Source organism: Streptomyces sp. NPDC007346, assembly GCF_040703535.1.
GTDB lineage: Bacteria > Actinomycetota > Actinomycetes > Streptomycetales > Streptomycetaceae > Streptomyces.
The window spans coordinates 27555-43953 of sequence record NZ_JBEYKR010000051.1; the positions used below are offsets into that span (position 1 = coordinate 27555).

General features: G+C 72.6%; 17 protein-coding genes and 1 riboswitch. Of the genes, 9 read left to right on the plus strand and 8 right to left on the minus strand.

Annotated elements, in window-relative coordinates:
• Positions 1-78: 78 nt before the first annotated feature.
• The 4 genes from AB0917_RS15980 (at position 79) to AB0917_RS15995 (ending at position 3940) form a co-directional block, all read left to right on the plus strand.
• Positions 79-849 (plus strand): lysophospholipid acyltransferase family protein, encoded by a 771-nt coding sequence (locus AB0917_RS15980; RefSeq protein WP_366820134.1) that lies wholly within the window; start codon positions 79-81, stop codon positions 847-849.
• Between the two features lie 30 nt (positions 850-879).
• Positions 880-2133: a DUF5931 domain-containing protein gene (locus tag AB0917_RS15985; protein WP_366820135.1), complete on the plus strand. Its 1254-nt coding sequence runs from the start codon at positions 880-882 to the stop codon at positions 2131-2133.
• Positions 2130-2852, plus strand: coding sequence for a response regulator transcription factor (locus AB0917_RS15990; RefSeq protein WP_366820136.1), 723 nt, complete (start codon positions 2130-2132; stop codon positions 2850-2852). Before AB0917_RS15985 ends, AB0917_RS15990 begins: the two co-directional genes overlap by 4 nt.
• Before the next feature lie 92 nt (positions 2853-2944).
• The gene (locus tag AB0917_RS15995; protein WP_366820137.1) at positions 2945-3940 is read left to right on the plus strand and encodes a 2-hydroxyacid dehydrogenase; all 996 of its coding nucleotides are present in this window, start codon (positions 2945-2947) and stop codon (positions 3938-3940) included.
• Between the two features lie 10 nt (positions 3941-3950).
• Here AB0917_RS15995 and AB0917_RS16000 read toward each other — a convergent pair whose 3' ends face one another.
• Together AB0917_RS16000 and AB0917_RS16005 are read right to left on the minus strand one after the other, a co-directional pair.
• Positions 3951-5849, minus strand: a complete 1899-nt coding sequence (locus AB0917_RS16000) for an anthranilate synthase family protein (protein ID WP_366820138.1) — start codon at positions 5847-5849, stop codon at positions 3951-3953.
• A gap of 127 nt (positions 5850-5976) precedes the next feature.
• Positions 5977-6045, minus strand: a complete 69-nt coding sequence (locus AB0917_RS16005; protein ID WP_366820150.1) for a trp operon leader peptide — start codon at positions 6043-6045, stop codon at positions 5977-5979.
• A 102-nt stretch (positions 6046-6147) separates the two neighbouring features.
• On the opposite strand from AB0917_RS16005, the gene AB0917_RS16010 reads away from it, so the two are divergent.
• On the plus strand, positions 6148-7494 hold the full coding sequence (locus tag AB0917_RS16010; RefSeq protein ID WP_366820151.1) for a class II 3-deoxy-7-phosphoheptulonate synthase: 1347 nt from the start codon (positions 6148-6150) through the stop codon (positions 7492-7494).
• A gap of 170 nt (positions 7495-7664) precedes the next feature.
• A complete protein-coding gene (locus AB0917_RS16015; RefSeq protein WP_366820139.1) occupies positions 7665-7967 on the plus strand; it encodes a (2Fe-2S)-binding protein in 303 nt (100 codons plus the stop codon).
• A 21-nt stretch (positions 7968-7988) separates the two neighbouring features.
• Here AB0917_RS16015 and bfr read toward each other — a convergent pair whose 3' ends face one another.
• Positions 7989-8468 carry a bacterioferritin gene (gene bfr, locus AB0917_RS16020; protein WP_030117819.1) on the minus strand — a complete coding sequence of 160 codons (480 nt, stop codon included), beginning with the start codon at positions 8466-8468 and terminating at the stop codon, positions 7989-7991.
• A 151-nt stretch (positions 8469-8619) separates the two neighbouring features.
• Between bfr and AB0917_RS16025 the strand changes: the two genes are divergently transcribed.
• Positions 8620-9252 carry a sulfite oxidase-like oxidoreductase gene (locus AB0917_RS16025; protein ID WP_366820140.1) on the plus strand — a complete coding sequence of 211 codons (633 nt, stop codon included), beginning with the start codon at positions 8620-8622 and terminating at the stop codon, positions 9250-9252.
• A gap of 28 nt (positions 9253-9280) precedes the next feature.
• Here AB0917_RS16025 and AB0917_RS16030 read toward each other — a convergent pair whose 3' ends face one another.
• The 5 genes from AB0917_RS16030 to thiO all read right to left on the minus strand — a co-directional run bounded on the left by AB0917_RS16030 (position 9281) and on the right by thiO (position 14505).
• Complete coding sequence (locus AB0917_RS16030) at positions 9281-10195, minus strand: deoxyribonuclease IV (protein WP_366820141.1); 915 nt, start codon at positions 10193-10195, stop codon at positions 9281-9283.
• Between the two features lie 26 nt (positions 10196-10221).
• A complete protein-coding gene (gene pknB, locus AB0917_RS16035) occupies positions 10222-12156 on the minus strand; it encodes a Stk1 family PASTA domain-containing Ser/Thr kinase (RefSeq protein ID WP_366820142.1) in 1935 nt (644 codons plus the stop codon).
• 152 nt (positions 12157-12308) lie between these two features.
• Positions 12309-13103 carry a thiazole synthase gene (locus AB0917_RS16040; RefSeq protein WP_366820143.1) on the minus strand — a complete coding sequence of 265 codons (795 nt, stop codon included), beginning with the start codon at positions 13101-13103 and terminating at the stop codon, positions 12309-12311.
• 2 nt (positions 13104-13105) lie between these two features.
• The gene (gene thiS, locus AB0917_RS16045; RefSeq protein WP_366820145.1) at positions 13106-13327 is read right to left on the minus strand and encodes a sulfur carrier protein ThiS; all 222 of its coding nucleotides are present in this window, start codon (positions 13325-13327) and stop codon (positions 13106-13108) included.
• Positions 13324-14505, minus strand: a complete 1182-nt coding sequence (gene thiO, locus AB0917_RS16050) for a glycine oxidase ThiO (RefSeq protein ID WP_366820147.1) — start codon at positions 14503-14505, stop codon at positions 13324-13326. Before thiO ends, thiS begins: the two co-directional genes overlap by 4 nt.
• Positions 14503-14615: riboswitch (TPP riboswitch) on the minus strand. Its footprint overlaps the gene before it by 3 nt.
• 53 nt (positions 14616-14668) lie before the next feature.
• On the opposite strand from thiO, the gene AB0917_RS16055 reads away from it, so the two are divergent.
• Both AB0917_RS16055 and AB0917_RS16060 read left to right on the plus strand, forming a co-directional pair.
• On the plus strand, positions 14669-15010 hold the full coding sequence (locus AB0917_RS16055; RefSeq protein WP_366820148.1) for a hypothetical protein: 342 nt from the start codon (positions 14669-14671) through the stop codon (positions 15008-15010).
• Between the two features lie 29 nt (positions 15011-15039).
• Complete coding sequence (locus tag AB0917_RS16060; protein ID WP_366820149.1) at positions 15040-16284, plus strand: FAD-dependent oxidoreductase; 1245 nt, start codon at positions 15040-15042, stop codon at positions 16282-16284.
• The last annotated feature ends 115 nt before the right edge of the window (positions 16285-16399 follow it).

Genomic DNA, 16399 nt, shown 5'->3' on the forward strand with positions numbered 1-16399 from the left:
GACACCGACCAGGGCCGTCACGGCCTCACCGAGGCCCCGGGTTAAGGTCTGACCGACAGCACACAGGAGGCACCACAGGTGATCTACGGCGCAATGAAGTTCTCCATCGGCGGCTCCCTGAAGCTCGCCTTCCGGCCCTGGGTGGAGGGTCTGGAGAACATCCCCGAGCGGGGGCCGGCGATCCTCGCGAGCAACCACCTCTCCTTCTCCGACTCGTTCTTCCTCCCCGCTGTCCTGGACCGCAAGGTCACGTTCATCGCCAAGGCCGAGTACTTCACGGCCCCCGGGGTGAAGGGCAAGCTCACCGCCGCCTTCTTCAAGGGCGTCGGCCAGCTCCCCGTGGACCGCTCCGGGGCCCGCGGCGCCGGTGAGGCCGCCATCAAGGCGGGGATCCAGGTCGTCGAGAGCGGCGGCCTGTTCGGCATCTACCCCGAGGGCACGCGCTCGCCCGACGGCCGCCTCTACCGGGGCAAGCCCGGCGGCCTGGCCCGGGTGGCCCTGGCCACCGGAGCCCCCGTCATCCCGGTCGCGATGATCGACACCGAGAAGATCCAGCCGCCCGGCCAGGTGATGCCCAAGCTGATGCGCCCCGGCATCAGGATCGGCAAGCCGCTGGACTTCAGCCGCTACCAGGGCATGGACGGCGACCGCTTCATCCTGCGCTCGGTGACCGACGAGGTCATGTACGAGATCATGAAGCTCTCCGGCCAGGAGTACGTGGACATCTACGCCACCGCCGCCAAGCGCCAGATCGCCGACGAGGCGAAGGCGAAGGCGGAGGAGGCCAAGCGCGACCGGAAGCAGGCACCGGCGGGCGACGGGAACGGAACGGAACGGTCCGGCGCGTAGAGGCGTCGTACACCGTCGGGGGGTGGGTCCATGGCCAAGCGTGAGCGGGTCGTACGGATGTCGGTCGAGCAGCCGCTGTGGCGTGCGCTGACGGGCTACCGCGTCCTGACGATGGTCTACGCGGTGCTGCTCGCGGCCTTCGGCAAGGACCACCTCGGCCGGGAGCCCTTCGAGCGGCCCTGGGTGGCCGTCGTCTACCTGGCGTTCCTCGCCGTGTGGACGCTCGCCACCCTGCCCAAGGTCCGCTCGGCGGCGAGCTGCACCAAACGCTTCCTCGGCGCGGACCTCGTCGTCGCGCTGACCGGCATCCTGCTCACCCCGCTCGCCGACGTCCACTCCCAGACCTTCGACGGCCCGACGCTGCCCTCGATCTGGACGGCCGGTTCCGTCCTCGCCTTCGCCATCAAGGGCGGCTGGCGGTGGGCGGCCTTCGCCTCCACCTTCGTGGCCGCCGCCAACATCGTCCAGCGCGGCGAACCCAGCCGGGACACCTTCCACAACGTCCTGCTGGTCTGGGTCGCCTCCATCGCCATCGGGTACGTCGTCGAGGTCGCCCGCGCCAGTGAACGCACCCTGGCCCGCGCCCTGGAGATCGAGGCCGCCACCCGCGAACGCGAGCGCCTGGCCCGCGACATCCACGACAGCGTCCTCCAGGTCCTCGCCATGGTCCAGCGCCGGGGCACCGCGATCGGCGGTGAGGCGGCCGAGCTGGGCCGGATGGCGGGGGAGCAGGAGATCGCCCTGCGCACCCTGGTCTCCAGCGGCCTGGTCCCGCCGACCCGGGCCTCCGAGGACGCCGCCGAGGGCGCGGTCGTCCGCACGGTCGACGTGGACGAGGAGGACCCCGGCGACGACGGGGCCACCTGCGACCTGCGCACCCTGCTCGCCCCGCACGCCGGCTCCCGTACCAGCTTCGCGGAGCCCGGGGCCCCGGTCCTCCTGCCCGTGGCGGCCGCCCGTGAGCTGGCCGCCGCCGTCGGTGCCGCCCTGGACAATGTGCGGGTGCACGCCGGAGCGCGGGCCCAGGCGTGGATCCTGGTCGAGGACGAGCCCGGCGAGGTGATCGTCACCGTCCGGGACGACGGCCCCGGCATCCCGGAGGGGCGCCTGGTCCAGGCGGAGGGGGAGGGGCGGATGGGGGTCGCGCTCTCCATCCGCGGCCGGCTGCGCGACCTCGGCGGCACGGCCGAGGTGATCTCGGTGCCGGGACAGGGCACCGAGGTCGAGTTGAAGGTTCCGAAAGCACCGAAGGTTTCCCGGGGGAAGGCAGGATCGGCCCGATGAGCACCCAGAACGCAGGACCGCAGGACACACCGCGGCAGGACGGAGCGAAGGCCGCCGACCGGCCCATCAAGGTCATGGTCGTCGACGACCACCCCATGTGGCGCGACGCCGTCGCCCGCGACCTGGCCGAGTCCGGCTTCGACGTCGTCGCGACCGCCGGGGACGGCCCGCAGGCGGTCCGCCGGGCCAGGGCGACCACCCCGGACGTCCTGGTCCTCGACCTGAACCTGCCCGGCATGCCCGGCGTCCAGGTCTGCAAGGAGCTGCTCCCCTCCCACCCCGGACTGCGCGTCCTGGTCCTCTCCGCCAGCGGCGAGCACGCCGACGTCCTGGAGGCGGTGAAGTCCGGCGCCACCGGCTACCTGCTCAAGTCCGCCTCCACCCAGGAGCTGACCGACGCCGTCCGCTCCACCGCCGACGGCGACCCGGTCTTCACCCCGGGCCTGGCGGGCCTGGTCCTCGGCGAGTACCGCAGGCTCGCCTCCGACCTCGTACCCGTGGCGTCGAACGAGCCCAAGGCCCCGCAGCTCACCGACCGGGAGACCGAGGTGCTCCGGCTGGTCGCCAAGGGGCTCTCGTACAAGCAGATCGCCGAACGCCTGGTCATCTCGCACCGCACCGTCCAGAACCACGTGCAGAACACCCTGGGCAAGCTCCAGCTGCACAACCGGGTGGAGCTCGTGCGGTACGCGATCGAGCGCGGCCTCGACGACGTCTGAGCGGGCCGTCCGGACCGGCGGGTTCGGGGGCGGGGCCGTATATTCGCGGTGTCCGGTCCTGTCCCTGTCCTGCGCACAGCTCGGGAGAACCCGTGGAAATCCTGGCCTTCGGAGTGCAGTCCGACGAGAAACCCCTGATCGAGAAGGCCTTCGCCGGGTTGCACGAGGTCCGCTGCCTGGACGTCTTCCTGAACCGGGACACCGCCCCCATCGCGGCGGGGTACGAGATCATCTCCACCAGCGTCAACGCCGACCTCGGCCCCCAGGTGCTCCAGACCCTGGCCGCGGGCGGCACGCAGATGATCGCCCAGCGCTCCACCGGCTTCAACAACATCGACCTGGACGTCGCCGAGCGGCTCGCCCTGCGCGTCGCCCGGGTCTCGTACTACTCGCCGTACTCGGTCGCCGAATTCGCCTGGACCCTGGCCATGGCGGTCAACCGGCGCGTCATCCGGGCCGCGGGCCGCACCCGCGACTTCGACTTCCGCCTCGACGGACTGCTCGGCCGCGACATGCACGGGCGGACCGTCGGCGTGGTCGGCACCGGCAAGATCGGTGAGGCGTTCACCCGGATCGCCCACGGCTTCGGGATGAAGCTGCTCGGCTGGGACGTCGCGGAGAACCCCGCCTGCGCCGAGCTCGGCATGGAGTACGTGGACAAGGAGCGGCTCTTCGCCGAGGCCGACCTGATCAGCCTCCACGTCCCGCTGCTGCCCGCCACCCACCACATCATCAACGAGGCCGCCCTCAGGTCGATGAAGGACGACGCGATCCTCGTCAACTCCAGCCGCGGCGGCCTCATCGACACCGCCGCCCTGGTCACCGAGTTGCGCGCCGGGCGGTTCCTCGGCGTCGGACTCGACGTGTACGAGGCGGAGGCCGGGCTGTTCTTCCTGGACAAGTCCCTGGAGGGCGTCGACGACGACACCCTGGCCCGGCTCGTCACCTTCCCCAACGTCATCGTCACCTCGCACCAGGCGTACTACACCGAGGACGCGGTGGGCCAGATCATCGACGCGACGGTGGGCAACGTCGCCGACTACCTGGCCCGCCGCCCCAGCGAGAACGTGCTCGTGCCGAGGGCGTGAACCCCCGGGTTCAGCTCAGCACCGGCAGCCCCGCCAGCAGCTCCGTCACGATCGCGGCCCCCCGCAGGGTCAGCACCGACTCCGGGTGGAACTGCACCGAGGCGAAGCCGGGCCCGCGCAGCGCGTGCAGCTCACCGCTCTCCTCGTCCCGGCTCACCTCGATCCCGTGCGCGGCCAGCTCGGCGGCGGCCGAAGAGTCGCACCGCCCGGTGAAGCTGTTGTAGAAGCCCACCGTCTCCGGCCGGCCGAACAGCTCGATCCGGGTCTGCGCCCCCTGGTACGGCACCGCCTTGCGCACGATCTCCAGCCCCAGCTCCGCCGCGATCAGCTCGTGCCCGAGGCAGACCCCCAGCAGCCCGGACCGGTGCTCGCGCACCAGCTCGGCGGTCAGCTCCCGCAGCAGCCGCATTTTGGGGTCCGCGAGATCGCCCGGATCGCCGGGGCCGGGCCCCAGCACGATGGGCCCCCGGTGCGCCCGGACCACCTCACGCAGCCCCGGCTCGTCGAACCGGCGCACCGAGACATCGAGCCCCGAGGAGCGCAGCAGGTGGGCCAGCATCGCGGTGAACGTGTCCTCGCCGTCCACCACCAGCGCGTGCCCGGCCAGCTCCTGGGTGCGCTCCTGCATCCGCAGCCAGAACGGGGCGAGCCCGCCGCGCCGCTCGTCCAGCGCCGCCCGCACCCGGGGGTCGGAGGCCAGCCGCGCACGGCCCGCCTCCGCCTCGGGCCGCCCCGGCCGCACCCCCAGCGCCGCCAGCACCCCGGCCGCCTTGGCGTGCGTCTCGGCGACCTCGCTCTCCGGGTCCGAGTGGCGTACGAGGGTGGCGCCGACGGGCACCGCGAGGCTTCCGTCCGGGGCGATGTCGGCGGTCCGGATCAGGATCGGCGAGTCCAGCGTCTGCGCCCCGTTGGCGTCCCGGCCCAGCAGGGCCAGCGCCCCCGCGTAGTAGCCGCGCCCGCCCCTCTCGTACCGCTCGATGACCCGGCAGGCGTTCTGCACCGGGGAGCCGGTGACGGTGGCCGCGAACATGGTCTCGCGCAGCACCTCCCGTACGTCCAGCGAGGACCGGCCGCGCAGCTCGTACTCGGTGTGGGCGAGGTGGGCCATCTCCTTGAGCCGGGGCCCGACGACCACCCCGCCCCGGTCGCCCACCGTGCACATCATCTTCAGCTCCTCGTCGACCACCATGGACAGCTCCTCGCTCTCCTTGCGGTCCCCGAGGAACGCCAGCAGGCTTGTCGCGGTGGGCCCCTCGGCCGGGTAGCGGTAGGTCCCGCTGATCGGGTTCATCACGACGGTCCCGCCGGACATCCGTACGTGCACCTCCGGGCTCGCCCCGACCAGTGTCCGGTCCCCGGTGTGCACCACGAACGTCCAGTACGCGCCCCGCTCGCCCGCCAGCAGCCGCCGGAACAGCGCCAGCGCGTCGGCCCGCCCGAACCCCGGGATCTCGCCCCGGAACGTCCGCCGGATCACGAAGTTCGCGCCCTCGCCCTGCCCGATCTCGTCCCGGATCACCCGCCGGACGATCTCCGCGTACTCCCCGTCCGCCACGTCGAAGCCGCGGTCCTCCACCGCCACGTCATGGGCGGGCAGCGCGGCCAGCACCCGCGCAAGCTCCAGCTCGTACGTCTCGTCGGCGACCAGGACGCTCAGCGGGGTCCCGTCGTCGCGCACGTCGAAGCCGCGCTCGGCGATCTGCCGGAACGGCACCAGGGCCAGCGCCGGCCGCTCGCCCACCGGCAGCTCGGCCAGCCGCTCCACCTCCCGCACCTGACCGATCAGCACCTCCACGTGATCGTGGTCACGGCCGGGCGTACGCCGGCGCAGCAGGGCGAAGGGCGGGGCGTCGTCGGCCAGCAGCCGGCGGACGAGATCGGGTGCGGTGCGGGGTGCGGTGCGGGTCATGGGAACGGGTTCCTTCCGGACGGTTCGTACAGGGGCTTCGTACGGGACTCGCGGGAGAGGAACGGCTCCGAAACGCAGAGAAGGCCGCCCCTCGGGCGGCCTTCGCGAAGTGTGTCAGCGCGATGAGTCAGCGGGCCGCCGGATGAGCGGTCCACCACCAGTTCTGGATCGAGGTCCGGATCTGCTGCGTCGACATGCCGCGACCCTAGCGGACGTTCCAGGCATCGGAGCGGGTGTCTCAACTGTTGAGCGCCCGAATGGACGCCTGCCGCGACCCCGTAATGTTGTCCACGTGACCGTGAACGCCAATACCTCCGTCGCCGGTGGCAACACCTGGCGAGACCTTCCCGCGGCGCAGCAGCCCGAGTACCCCGACTCCGAGGCCCTGCGCGATGTACTCGCGGACCTCGCGTCGTATCCGCCGCTCGTCTTCGCGGGCGAGTGCGACCAGCTGCGCGCCCGTCTGGGAGCCGTCGCCAAGGGCGAGGCGTTCCTGCTGCAGGGCGGCGACTGCGCCGAGGCCTTCGACGCCGTGTCCGCCGAGCACATCCGGGCCAAGCTGAAGACGCTGCTCCAGATGAGCGCCGTCCTGACCTACGCGGCCTCGGTGCCCGTGGTCAAGGTCGGCCGGATCGCGGGCCAGTACAGCAAGCCGCGCTCCAAGTCGACCGAGACCCGCGACGGCGTGACCCTGCCGACGTACCGCGGCGACTCGGTGAACGGCTTCGCCTTCACCGAGGAGGCCCGGATCCCGGACCCGGCGCGGCTGAAGCAGATGTACCACGCGTCCTCCTCCACGCTGAACCTGGTCCGCGCCTTCACCACCGGTGGCTACGCGGACCTGCGCCAGGTGCACGCCTGGAACCAGGACTTCGTGAAGTCGTCCCCCGCCGGCCAGCGCTACGAGGTCCTGGCCCGCGAGATCGACAACGCGCTGAACTTCATGAAGGCGTGCGGCACCGACCCGGCCGAGTTCAAGGCGGTCGAGTTCTACGCCTCGCACGAGGCGCTGCTGCTGGACTACGAGACGGCGCTCACCCGCACCGACTCGCGCACCGGCGAGCTGTACGACACCTCCGGCCACATGGTATGGATCGGTGAGCGCACCCGGCAGATGGACGGCGCGCACATCGAGTTCGCCTCGAAGGTCCGCAACCCGATCGGCATCAAGCTCGGCCCGACGACCACCGTCGACGAGGCGCTCGGCTACGTCGACCGCCTGGACCCCGAGCGCGAGCCCGGCCGGCTGACCTTCATCGTCCGCATGGGCGCCGACAAGGTCCGCGACAAGCTGCCCGAGCTGGTCGAGAAGGTCACCGCCTCCGGCGCCACCGTGGCGTGGGTGACCGACCCGATGCACGGCAACACCTTCGAGGCCGCCTCCGGCCACAAGACGCGCCGCTTCGACGACGTCCTGGACGAGGTCAAGGGCTTCTTCGAGGTCCACAAGGGCCTCGGCACCCACCCGGGCGGCATCCACGTGGAGCTGACCGGCGACGACGTCACCGAGTGCGTGGGCGGCGGCCACGAGATCTTCGTGGACGACCTGCACCAGCGCTACGAGACGGCCTGCGACCCGCGGCTCAACCGCAGCCAGTCCCTCGACCTGGCCTTCCTGGTCGCCGAGATGTACCGCGACCAGTAGCCGGGAGGCGATTCCCGGCAGGCGCACCGATGGGGCACGGATCCATGTGATCCGTGCCCCATCACCCGTTCCGGGACTTCTGCGCGCCTTGAGTGCCAGGTAAGGTTAGGTTAGCCTCACCGACGAAGACGGGGACGGCACCGGGACCGGCCCGCAGGGAGGTGAAACGCATGTTCGTCTGCTCCTGCTTCGGCGTCACCGAGGCGCAGGTCAAGAAGCATGCGGACGCCGGGGCCTGCACCCCGCGCCAGATCGCCTCCGCCTGCAAGGCCGGCACGGACTGCGGCGGCTGTGTCCGCCGGATCCAGGCCCTGCTGGGGCGTGACCGCCCGCGCCGCGACCTCGTGGTCCCGCAGCGGGAGCCCGTGGCGGCGTCCGTCGTCCACCCGGTCACCGCGCCGGTCGTGGCCCCGGCCGCAGCGGCGGTGGCCCTGTCCGCGATCCCGGACGTCCGGCTCTCCGACGCCGCCTGACCGCGTCTCCCGTGGCCCGGCTCAGCTCTCCGGCTGCTCGATCAGCTGCGCGATGTAGAGCGGCTCGCCGAGCTTCTCCACCAGCTCCAGCTGGGTGTCGAGGTAGTCGATGTGGTGCTCCTCGTCCTCCAGGATGGACTCGAAGATGTTGGCCGAGGTGATGTCCCCCTTGGCGCGCATCACCTCGATACCGCGCTTGAGGCGGTCGATCGCCTCCACCTCGACCTGGCGGTCCGCCTGGAACATCTCGGTGACCGTCTGGCCCACCCGGACGTGGAAGAGCCGCTGGTAGTTGGGCAGCCCGTCCAGGAACAGGATCCGGTCCGTGAGGATCTCGGCGTGCTTCATCTCGTCGAAGGACTCGGCCCGGGTGTACTTGGCGAGCTTGGTCCAGCCGAAGTTCTCCTGCATCTTCGCATGCAGGAAGTATTGGTTGATAGCGGTCAGTTCGGCGGTCAGCTGTTCATTGAGGAACTCAAGGACCTCGGGGTCGCCCTGCATCGCTGAGGCTCCTTCCAGGCGTGATCGACAAGGTGGCCGCATCCTCGCACTGCGCCCACCGGCCGTCCAGTAAGTGCACGCTTAGTACGAGTTGACCCATCAGGGTCTGCCCTGGTCATGACCACCCCTGCCTGTCTGTCACCATGGAGGCATGGGTCAGCCGGAAAGCCGGGAACACCGCGCAGCAGAGCAGTCCGAGCTTCCGCCGGGACAGCGACTGCAACGCGGGTGGCCGGTCACCCACTACGGGCCCGTTCCCAAGTTCAAGCCCGAGCGCTGGGAGTTCCGGGTCTTCGGGGCCACCGCCGACGGCGACAAGCACTGCTGGAACCACCAGGACTTCTCGGCGCTGCCGTTCTCCTCCGTCGTCGCCGACCTGCACTGCGTGACGAAGTTCAGCATGATCGGCGCCGAATGGGGCGGAGTCCTCGCCCGTACGGTGCTCGACCTGGCACCGCCCGCGCCCGACGTCACCCATGTGATGGTCTGGGCCGAGTACGGCTTCTCCTCGAACCTGCGCCTGGCCGACTTCGCCTCCGAGCGCACGCTCTTCGCCACCCACAAGGACGGCGAGCTGCTCACCGCCGAGCACGGCTTCCCGCTGCGTCTCGTCGTCCCCCATCTGTACGCCTGGAAGGGCCCGAAATGGGTCCGCGGCGTGGAGTACATGACGGCCGACCGGCGCGGGTTCTGGGAGGAGCGGGGCTACCACAACATCGGTGACCCCTGGAGCGAGCAGCGCTACTCCTACCAGGAGGAGCCCGGGGACGGCCCCGAGCTCTAGAGGGGAGCCCGGGGACGACCCCCGAGCTCTAGAGGGCTTCAGCGGGCCCCGGAGGGCTCTGGAGGCTCCCGCGCAGCTCCTTGAGCCGGGCCACGTCCGCCGCGTGCCCCTCCTTGCCGCCGGGCGTCTCGATGACCAGCGGCACACCCTCGGTCGCCGGGTGCGCGAACAGCTCCCGGAAGGGCTCGGCGCCGATGTGACCCGCGCCGATGTTCTCGTGCCGGTCCTTGTGGGCGCCCACGACGTCCTTGGAGTCGTTGGCGTGGATCAGCTTCAGCCGGCCCTCACCGACCGTCTCCACCAGCAGGTCGAGCGTCCGCCGCATCCCCGAGGGGCCGGCCAGGTCGTGCCCCGCCGCGTAGATGTGGCAGGTGTCCAGGCAGATGCCCAGCCTGGGGTGGGAGTCCAGCGCCTCGAAGTAGGGCCCGAAGTCCCACGTACGGGAGCAGAGCGAGGAGCCCTGGCCCGCGGTGGACTCCAGCAGCAGATACGGGTCGTCGTCGTGGGTCAGCTCGTCCAGCAGCGGCCGCATGTGCTCGCGCACCTGGGCCAGCGCCTCGGAGCGGGGCCGCCCGCCCGTCGCCGAGCCGGTGTGCACCACCACGCCCAGCGCACCGATCTCCCGGGCCCGCCGCAGCGAGTGGCGCAGGGAGTCCACCGACTTCTCGACCGTCGCCTCGGTGTGCGAGCCGAAGTTGATCAGATACGGGGCGTGGACGTACGCCGGTATCGACGCCGCCGCGCACTCCGAGCGGAACAGCTCGTCCTGGGCCCGGTTCCCGGCGGGCGTCGCCCAGCCGCGCGGGTTGGCGACGAAGACCTGCACGGCCTCGGCCGCCAGCTCCCGGGCGTAGGAGAGACCGACCTTGGCGAGACCGCCGGCCACCGGGACGTGTCCGCCCACGGGGTTGCGCGGGCGGCCCGCGGCTACAGAGTCACGCATATGGCTTCCGGCTTCCGCATGTGGTCCTAGAACCCCTTGGTCCTGATGGTGATGGTGGAGCCCTCGGGGGCCTGCTCGCCGCCCTCCACGGACTGGCTCGCGATCGTCTTGCTGAAGGAGAGGAACGGCCGGTCGACCTTCACCTCGAAGCCCGCTTCCTCCAGGGTGCTCCTGGCCTCGTCGACGTCCCGGCCGGTGACGTCGGGGACGTCCAGCATCCGGGGGCCCTTGGAGACGGTCAGCTCGATCGTGTCGCCCTCCGCCGCCTCGGCGCCCGCGCCCGGGGACTGCTGGGCGATGTCCCCCTCGGCCTCGGAGGAGTGGACCCGGCCGGGCAGCACCTCCACCTTCAGCCCCTCCTCCGCCAGCTCCGCGGTGGCGTCCTGGACCGAGAGGCCGGTGACGTCCGGGACGTCGATGGGGCTGCCCTTGCTGACGACCAGGGCCACGGCCGTGTCGGGGTTGCGGTCGGTGCCCGCGCGGGGTTCCGTACGGACCACCTCGCCACGCGCCACGTCCTCGCTGAACTCCCTGGTCACCATGCCGGGGAGCAGGCCCACCTTCTTCAGGGAAAGCCGGGCGTCCGCGAGGGAGGAGCCCGCCACATCGGGCACCCGGACGATCTCCGGGCCGCGCGAGACGACGAGCTTCACCGAGCCGTTGCCCCGGATCCGGTCGCCGGACGCGGGGGCGCTGCCGACCACCGAGCCCCGCTCGACGGTGTCGCTGAAGACCCGCTCCACGCCCTTCAGCTCGAGCCCGGCGTCCGCGAGCCGCTGCTCCGCCACCTTCTGGCTCTGGCCGAGCAGCGAGGGGACCTGGGTGAACTGGCCCGAGTTGATGTACCAGACGCCCGCACCGACGCCGAGCGTCAGCAGGACGGCGGTGATGATCGTGATCAGCTTGCGGTGCGGTCCGCCGAACGGGCCGCGCAGGCTGCCGAGGCGCCGGGGCGCGGGCACGGGGGGCGGCACCTCCAGCCGGCTGGTGCGGTGCACGCCGCCCCCGTCCGCGCCGCCGTCCGCCGGAAGGGCCCGCGGGATCACGCTCGTACGGTCCTGTGCGCCGTCGTGCGTGTCCGACAGCGCCTGCGGCGGTACGGCGTCCAGCTCGGCCTCGGTCAGCGCGGCGCGGGCCTCACGGGCCTCGGCCAGCAGCAGCACCGCGTCGTGCGGGCGCACCTCGGGACTGCGGGCGGTCGCGCTCGCCACCAGACTGTCCAGCGCGGCCGGGAGCCCCGGCACGACGGCGGAGGGGGCCGGGACGTCGGTGTTGAGGTGCTGGTAGATGACCTGGGCGGGGTTCTCACCGGTGTGCGGCTTGGAGCCCGTCAGCATCTCGTACAGCACGACCCCGCAGGCGTACACGTCACTGCGGGTGTCGGCGCTGCCGTGCTCGATCTGCTCGGGCGCCAGATACGACACCGTCCCCAGCAGCGAGCCGGTGGTGTCGGTGGCCGTCCCGACCGCCCTGACCAGGCCGAAGTCGGCGACCTTGACCCGGCCGTCGTCCCCTATCAGGACGTTCTCCGGCTTCATGTCGCGGTGCACGAACCCCGCCCGGTGCGCGGCACCGAGCGCGGCGAGGACCGGCTCCAGGATGTCCAGGGCCGCCCGGGGCTGGAGAGCGCCGCGCTCGCGCAGCACGTCGCGCAGGGTGCAGCCCGCCACGTACTCCATCGCGAGGTAGACGTACGCGCCCTCGGCGCCCTGGTCGAAGACCGCGACGACGTTGGGGTGGGCCAGCCGGGCCACCGACTTGGCCTCGCGGATGAAGCGCTCGACGAAGGCGGCGTCGGTGGCGAGCGCCGGGTGCATCACCTTGAGGGCGAGCACCCGGTCCAGGCGGGTGTCCACGGCCCGGTAGACCGTGGCCATCCCGCCGACGGCGATGCGCGCCTCAATGCGATACCGGCCGTCGAGCAGCTGCCCGACGAGAGGGTCCTGGAGGGTCGTGTCCACCCCGAGAGTCTACGAGCCGCCACCGACACGCCGGACGGGCCGGGCACTCCCGGGGCCGTTCCATGACCGATCCGTGACAGGAACACGTCCGGGATCGTGTGCCCTGGTGGTGAGCGCCTGTGCGTGCCCCGGTGGTGGGCGCGTACAGCTGCTCAGAACGCCGGACGCTCCGGGTCGAGCACCGCCCGCCCGTCCACCGGCGAGGACGCCTCGGCGAAGTGGCGGCGCGGGATGCGGCCCGCCCGGTACGCCAGGCGCCCGCCGTCCACCGCGTGCCGCATCGCGGCGGCCATCAGCTCCGGCTCCTGGGCCCGGGTCACCGCCGAGGCGAGCATCACGGCCGCGCACCCCAGCTCCATCGCCAGCGCCGCGTCCGACGCGGTCCCGGCCCCCGCGTCCAGGATCACCGGCACCCCGGCCCGCTCCACGATCAGCTCGAAGTTGTGCGGGTTGCGGATGCCGAGCCCGGAGCCGATGGGGGAGCCCAGCGGCATGATCGCCGCGCACCCCACGTCCTCCAGTTTCCGGGCCAGGACCGGGTCGTCGTTGGTGTACGGCAGCACGGTGAACCCGTCGTCGACCAGGATCTCGGCCGCGTCCAGCAGCTCGATCGGGTCGGGCAGCAGGGTCCGCTCGTCGGCGATCACCTCCAGCTTGATCCAGTCGGTGCCGAGCGCCTCCCGGGCCAGCCGCGCGGTCAGCACCGCCTCGCCCGCGGTGAAGCAGCCCGCCGTGTTCGGCAGCACCTGGATGGAGAGCCGCTCCAGCACGGAGAGGACCGAGCCCTGCACGGTCGGGTCGAGCCGGCGCATCGCGACGGTGGTCAGCTCGGTCCCGGAGGCGATCAGGGACCGCTCCAGCACCTCCAGGCTCGGCGCCCCGCCGGTCCCCATGATCAGCCGGGAGCCGAAGGTGCCGGGTCCCAGGGTGAAGACGTCGTCGGACACGGTCAGCCTCCCTGGACGGCGGTCAGGACCTCGACGCGGTCGCCCTCGCCGAGCGTGGTGGCCGCCCACTGTCCGCGCGGCACGACGCACTCGTTGACGGCGGCGGCGACCCCGGAGGGCGCGGTGGTCAGGGCGGCGACGAGGCGGTCCAGGGCGGTACCCGCGTCGAGGGTGCGCGGCTCCCCGTTGACCGATACGGATACGGGCGGGTTCGGCGTGCTCATACGGGCTGCTCCTGGAGTACGGGGGCGGCGGACGTGAACCGGCCCGGGGCGAAGGGGCGGGCCACCTCGGGCAGCTCGCCGGTGGTCAGCGCCTGGGCCATCGCGTCGCCGGTGATGGGCGTCAGCAGGACGCCGTTGCGGTGGTGGCCGGTGGCGAGGAGGAGACCGGGCAGGGCGGTCGCCCCGAGCAGCGGGGCGTTGTCGGGGGAGGCGGGGCGCAGACCCGCCAGGGTCTCGACGAGCGGCAGCTCGGTGATGCCGGGCACCAGTTCGTGGGCGTCGCGCAGCAGCTCGTACACCCCGCCGGCGGTGACCGTGGTGTCCCAGCCCATCTCCTCGCTGGTGGCACCGATGACCAGCTCGCCGTTCTCGCGCGGTACGAGGTAGAGGTGGCCGCCCCGGACCACGGCGCGCACGGTCCGGCTGAGGAAGGGGGCGTACGACCGGGGCACGGTCAGCCGCAGGACCTGGCCCTTGACCGGGCGGACCGGCGGCACGACCTCCCGCGGCAGCCCCGCGAGCCGCCCGCTGAGGCTGCCCGCCGCCAGGACGACCTGGTCGGCCTCCACCTCCGTACCGTCCCCGAGCACCGCGCCCGCCGCTCGCCCCCCGGTGACGGTGAGCCGCTCGGCGGACGCCCCGCGGAACACCACGCCCGCCCGCTCGCAGGCGGCCAGCAGCGCGGCGGCGAGCCGGCGCGGGTCCACCTGGTGGTCGCCGTCGACCCGCAGCCCGCCCCGTACGCCCGGCGCCAGCATCGGCTCCAGCCGGCGGCACTCGCGGCCGCTCAGCCAGACCGACTCCAGGCCCGAACGCTCCTGGAGGGCGTGCAGCTCCCGCAGATGGGCGCGGTCGTCGGAGTCCAGCGCGACGGCCAGCGTGCCGCAGGTACGGAAGCCGGTCTCCCGGCCGCTCGCCGCCTCCAGCTCCGCGACGAACTCCGGATAGCGGGCGGCGGAGGCGAGGTTGAGGCCGAGCAGCATCTCCTCGCCGTAGTGCAGTTCGGTGACGGCGGCCAGCATGCCCGCCGCGACCTGGGCGGCGCCGCCGCCCGGCCCGGGATCGGCCACGGTGACGGTCAGCCCGTGCTGGGCCGCCCGCCACGCGGTGACCAGGCCGATGATGCCGCCCCCGATGACGAGGACATCGGATCCGGAGGTCTTCCCCGAGACGCGCATGGGTGTCCAGCCCCTCCCTTCGCCGGCATGACCCGGATCAGGTTCGTACGGTCGGAGGCGCTCCAGCCTCCCTCTCAGCCCGGTGCCTCCGGGCTCCCGCGAGTGTTCTACCTTGGCCAGGGTAAACCCACTCACCCATGGCACAGTCAGGGGAGCAGCCACTGTGGCCCGTTCGCTCGACGGACTCGTCCTCTCGCCCGTCGCCGACCAGGCCCCGGGCCAGGTCGGCACCCGTACCCGCTTCACGTACCACGAGCGGGCCGGCCGGATCTGGGCCGAATACGCGGGCGGTGACGTGGTCCGCGGCCACCTCGTCGGCACCCGCGACGGGGACGCGCTCGACTTCCGCTACGTCCAGCTCAAGCAGGACGGAACGACCTCTTCCGGACACTGCCTCTCCACCGTCAGCGAACGCGCGGACGGCCGGGTGCGGCTGGAGGAGCGCTGGGAGTGGGAGTCCCAGGAGGGCAGCGGGACGAGCGTGGTGGAGGAAGTCGCCGTCTGACGTCGCGTCAGCTGCATAGACTGGTACACGTGAGCGAGCAGACGGAAGACCACGCGGAGCGGCGGCCGACCCGGAGCGTCGTGGTCGTCGGAGCGGGCATGGCGGGCGTGCAGAGCGCCGTCGCCCTGCGGGAAGCCGGTTTCACCGGCCCCGTGACGCTGATCGGCGCCGAGCCCCACCAGCCCTACGACCGGCCGCCGCTGTCCAAGGCGGTGCTGCTGGGCGAGGCCGAGGACTCCGCCTTCGACATCGACTTCGAGGCGCTGGACATCACGCTCCGCCTCGGCCTGGACGTCACCGCCCTGCGCGCCGCCGACCACGTCCTGGACACGGCCGAGGGCCCCGTCCCCTACGACGTCCTGGTCCTGGCGACCGGCGCGGAGCCCATCGCCCTGCCCGGCACCGAGGGCGCCCCCGGCGTCCACCTGCTGCGCACCCTGGACGACGCCGCCCGGCTGCGGCCCGTCCTGGAGCGGCGGCAGGACGTGGTCGTCGTCGGGGCGGGGTGGATCGGCGCCGAGTTCGCCACCGCCGCCCGCGCCGCCGGGTGCGCGGTCACCGTCGTCGAGGCCGCCGCCCGTCCGCTGGCCGGCACGCTGCCGGCCGAGGTCGCCGCCCCGATGGCCGACTGGTACGCGCGGAGCGGCGCCGAACTCCTCACCGACGCCCGGGTCGAGCGCGTCGAGCAGGGCGCCGTGATCCTCGCGGACGGCCGGGAACTGCCCGCCGGGGCCGTCGTCGTCGGCATCGGCGCGCGCCCCGCCACCGGCTGGCTCGCCGGCTCCGGGATCGAACGTGGCCCGGACGGCTCGGTCACCGCCGACAGCGCGCTGCGCACCTCCCTGCCCGATGTGTACGCCGTCGGGGACTGCGCCTCCTTCCCCTCCGCCCGCTACGGCGAACGCCTGCTGGTCCACCACTGGGACAACGCCCTCCAGGGCCCGCGCACCGCCGCCGCCGCGATCCTCGCCGCCGAGCGCGGTGAGCCGCTCCCGGTCCACGACCCGGTCCCGTACTTCTGGTCCGAGCAGTTCGGCCGCTTCGTGCAGTACGCCGGCCACCACGCCCACGCCGACACCCTCCTGTGGCGCGGCGACGGCTCGGAGGCCGCCTGGTCGGTCTGCTGGCTGCGCGCCGGGGCCCTGGTCGCCGTCCTCGCGGTGGGCCGCCCGCGCGACCTCGCCCAGGGCCGCAGGCTCATCGAGTCCGGGGCCGTCCTCGCCCCCGACCGGGTCGCCGACCCCGCCGTACCCCTGAAGTCCACCGCCCTGTGAGGGACCGGGCCGACCGGGGGGGGGGGGGCCCCGCCGCCCCCCGGGCGGGGGGCCCGGGACCGGGGGGGAGGGCGGGGTTGGACGCGTGTGGGGGTTGACCAGATTTTGGCAAGGA

Excerpts from the sequence above, each read along its gene's own strand:
- AB0917_RS15985 (WP_366820135.1), top strand. The coding sequence starts at position 880 with ATGGCCAAGCGTGAGCGGGTCGTACGGATGTCGGTCGAGCAGCCGCTG.
- AB0917_RS15990 (WP_366820136.1), top strand. The coding sequence starts at position 2,130 with ATGAGCACCCAGAACGCAGGACCGCAGGACACACCGCGGCAGGACGGA.
- AB0917_RS16000 (WP_366820138.1), bottom strand. The coding sequence starts at position 5,849 with ATGACCCGCACCGCACCCCGCACCGCACCCGATCTCGTCCGCCGGCTG.
- AB0917_RS16015 (WP_366820139.1), top strand. The coding sequence starts at position 7,665 with ATGTTCGTCTGCTCCTGCTTCGGCGTCACCGAGGCGCAGGTCAAGAAG.
- bfr (WP_030117819.1), bottom strand. The coding sequence starts at position 8,468 with ATGCAGGGCGACCCCGAGGTCCTTGAGTTCCTCAATGAACAGCTGACC.
- AB0917_RS16025 (WP_366820140.1), top strand. The coding sequence starts at position 8,620 with ATGGGTCAGCCGGAAAGCCGGGAACACCGCGCAGCAGAGCAGTCCGAG.
- AB0917_RS16030 (WP_366820141.1), bottom strand. The coding sequence starts at position 10,195 with ATGCGTGACTCTGTAGCCGCGGGCCGCCCGCGCAACCCCGTGGGCGGA.
- thiS (WP_366820145.1), bottom strand. The coding sequence starts at position 13,327 with ATGAGCACGCCGAACCCGCCCGTATCCGTATCGGTCAACGGGGAGCCG.
- thiO (WP_366820147.1), bottom strand. The coding sequence starts at position 14,505 with ATGCGCGTCTCGGGGAAGACCTCCGGATCCGATGTCCTCGTCATCGGG.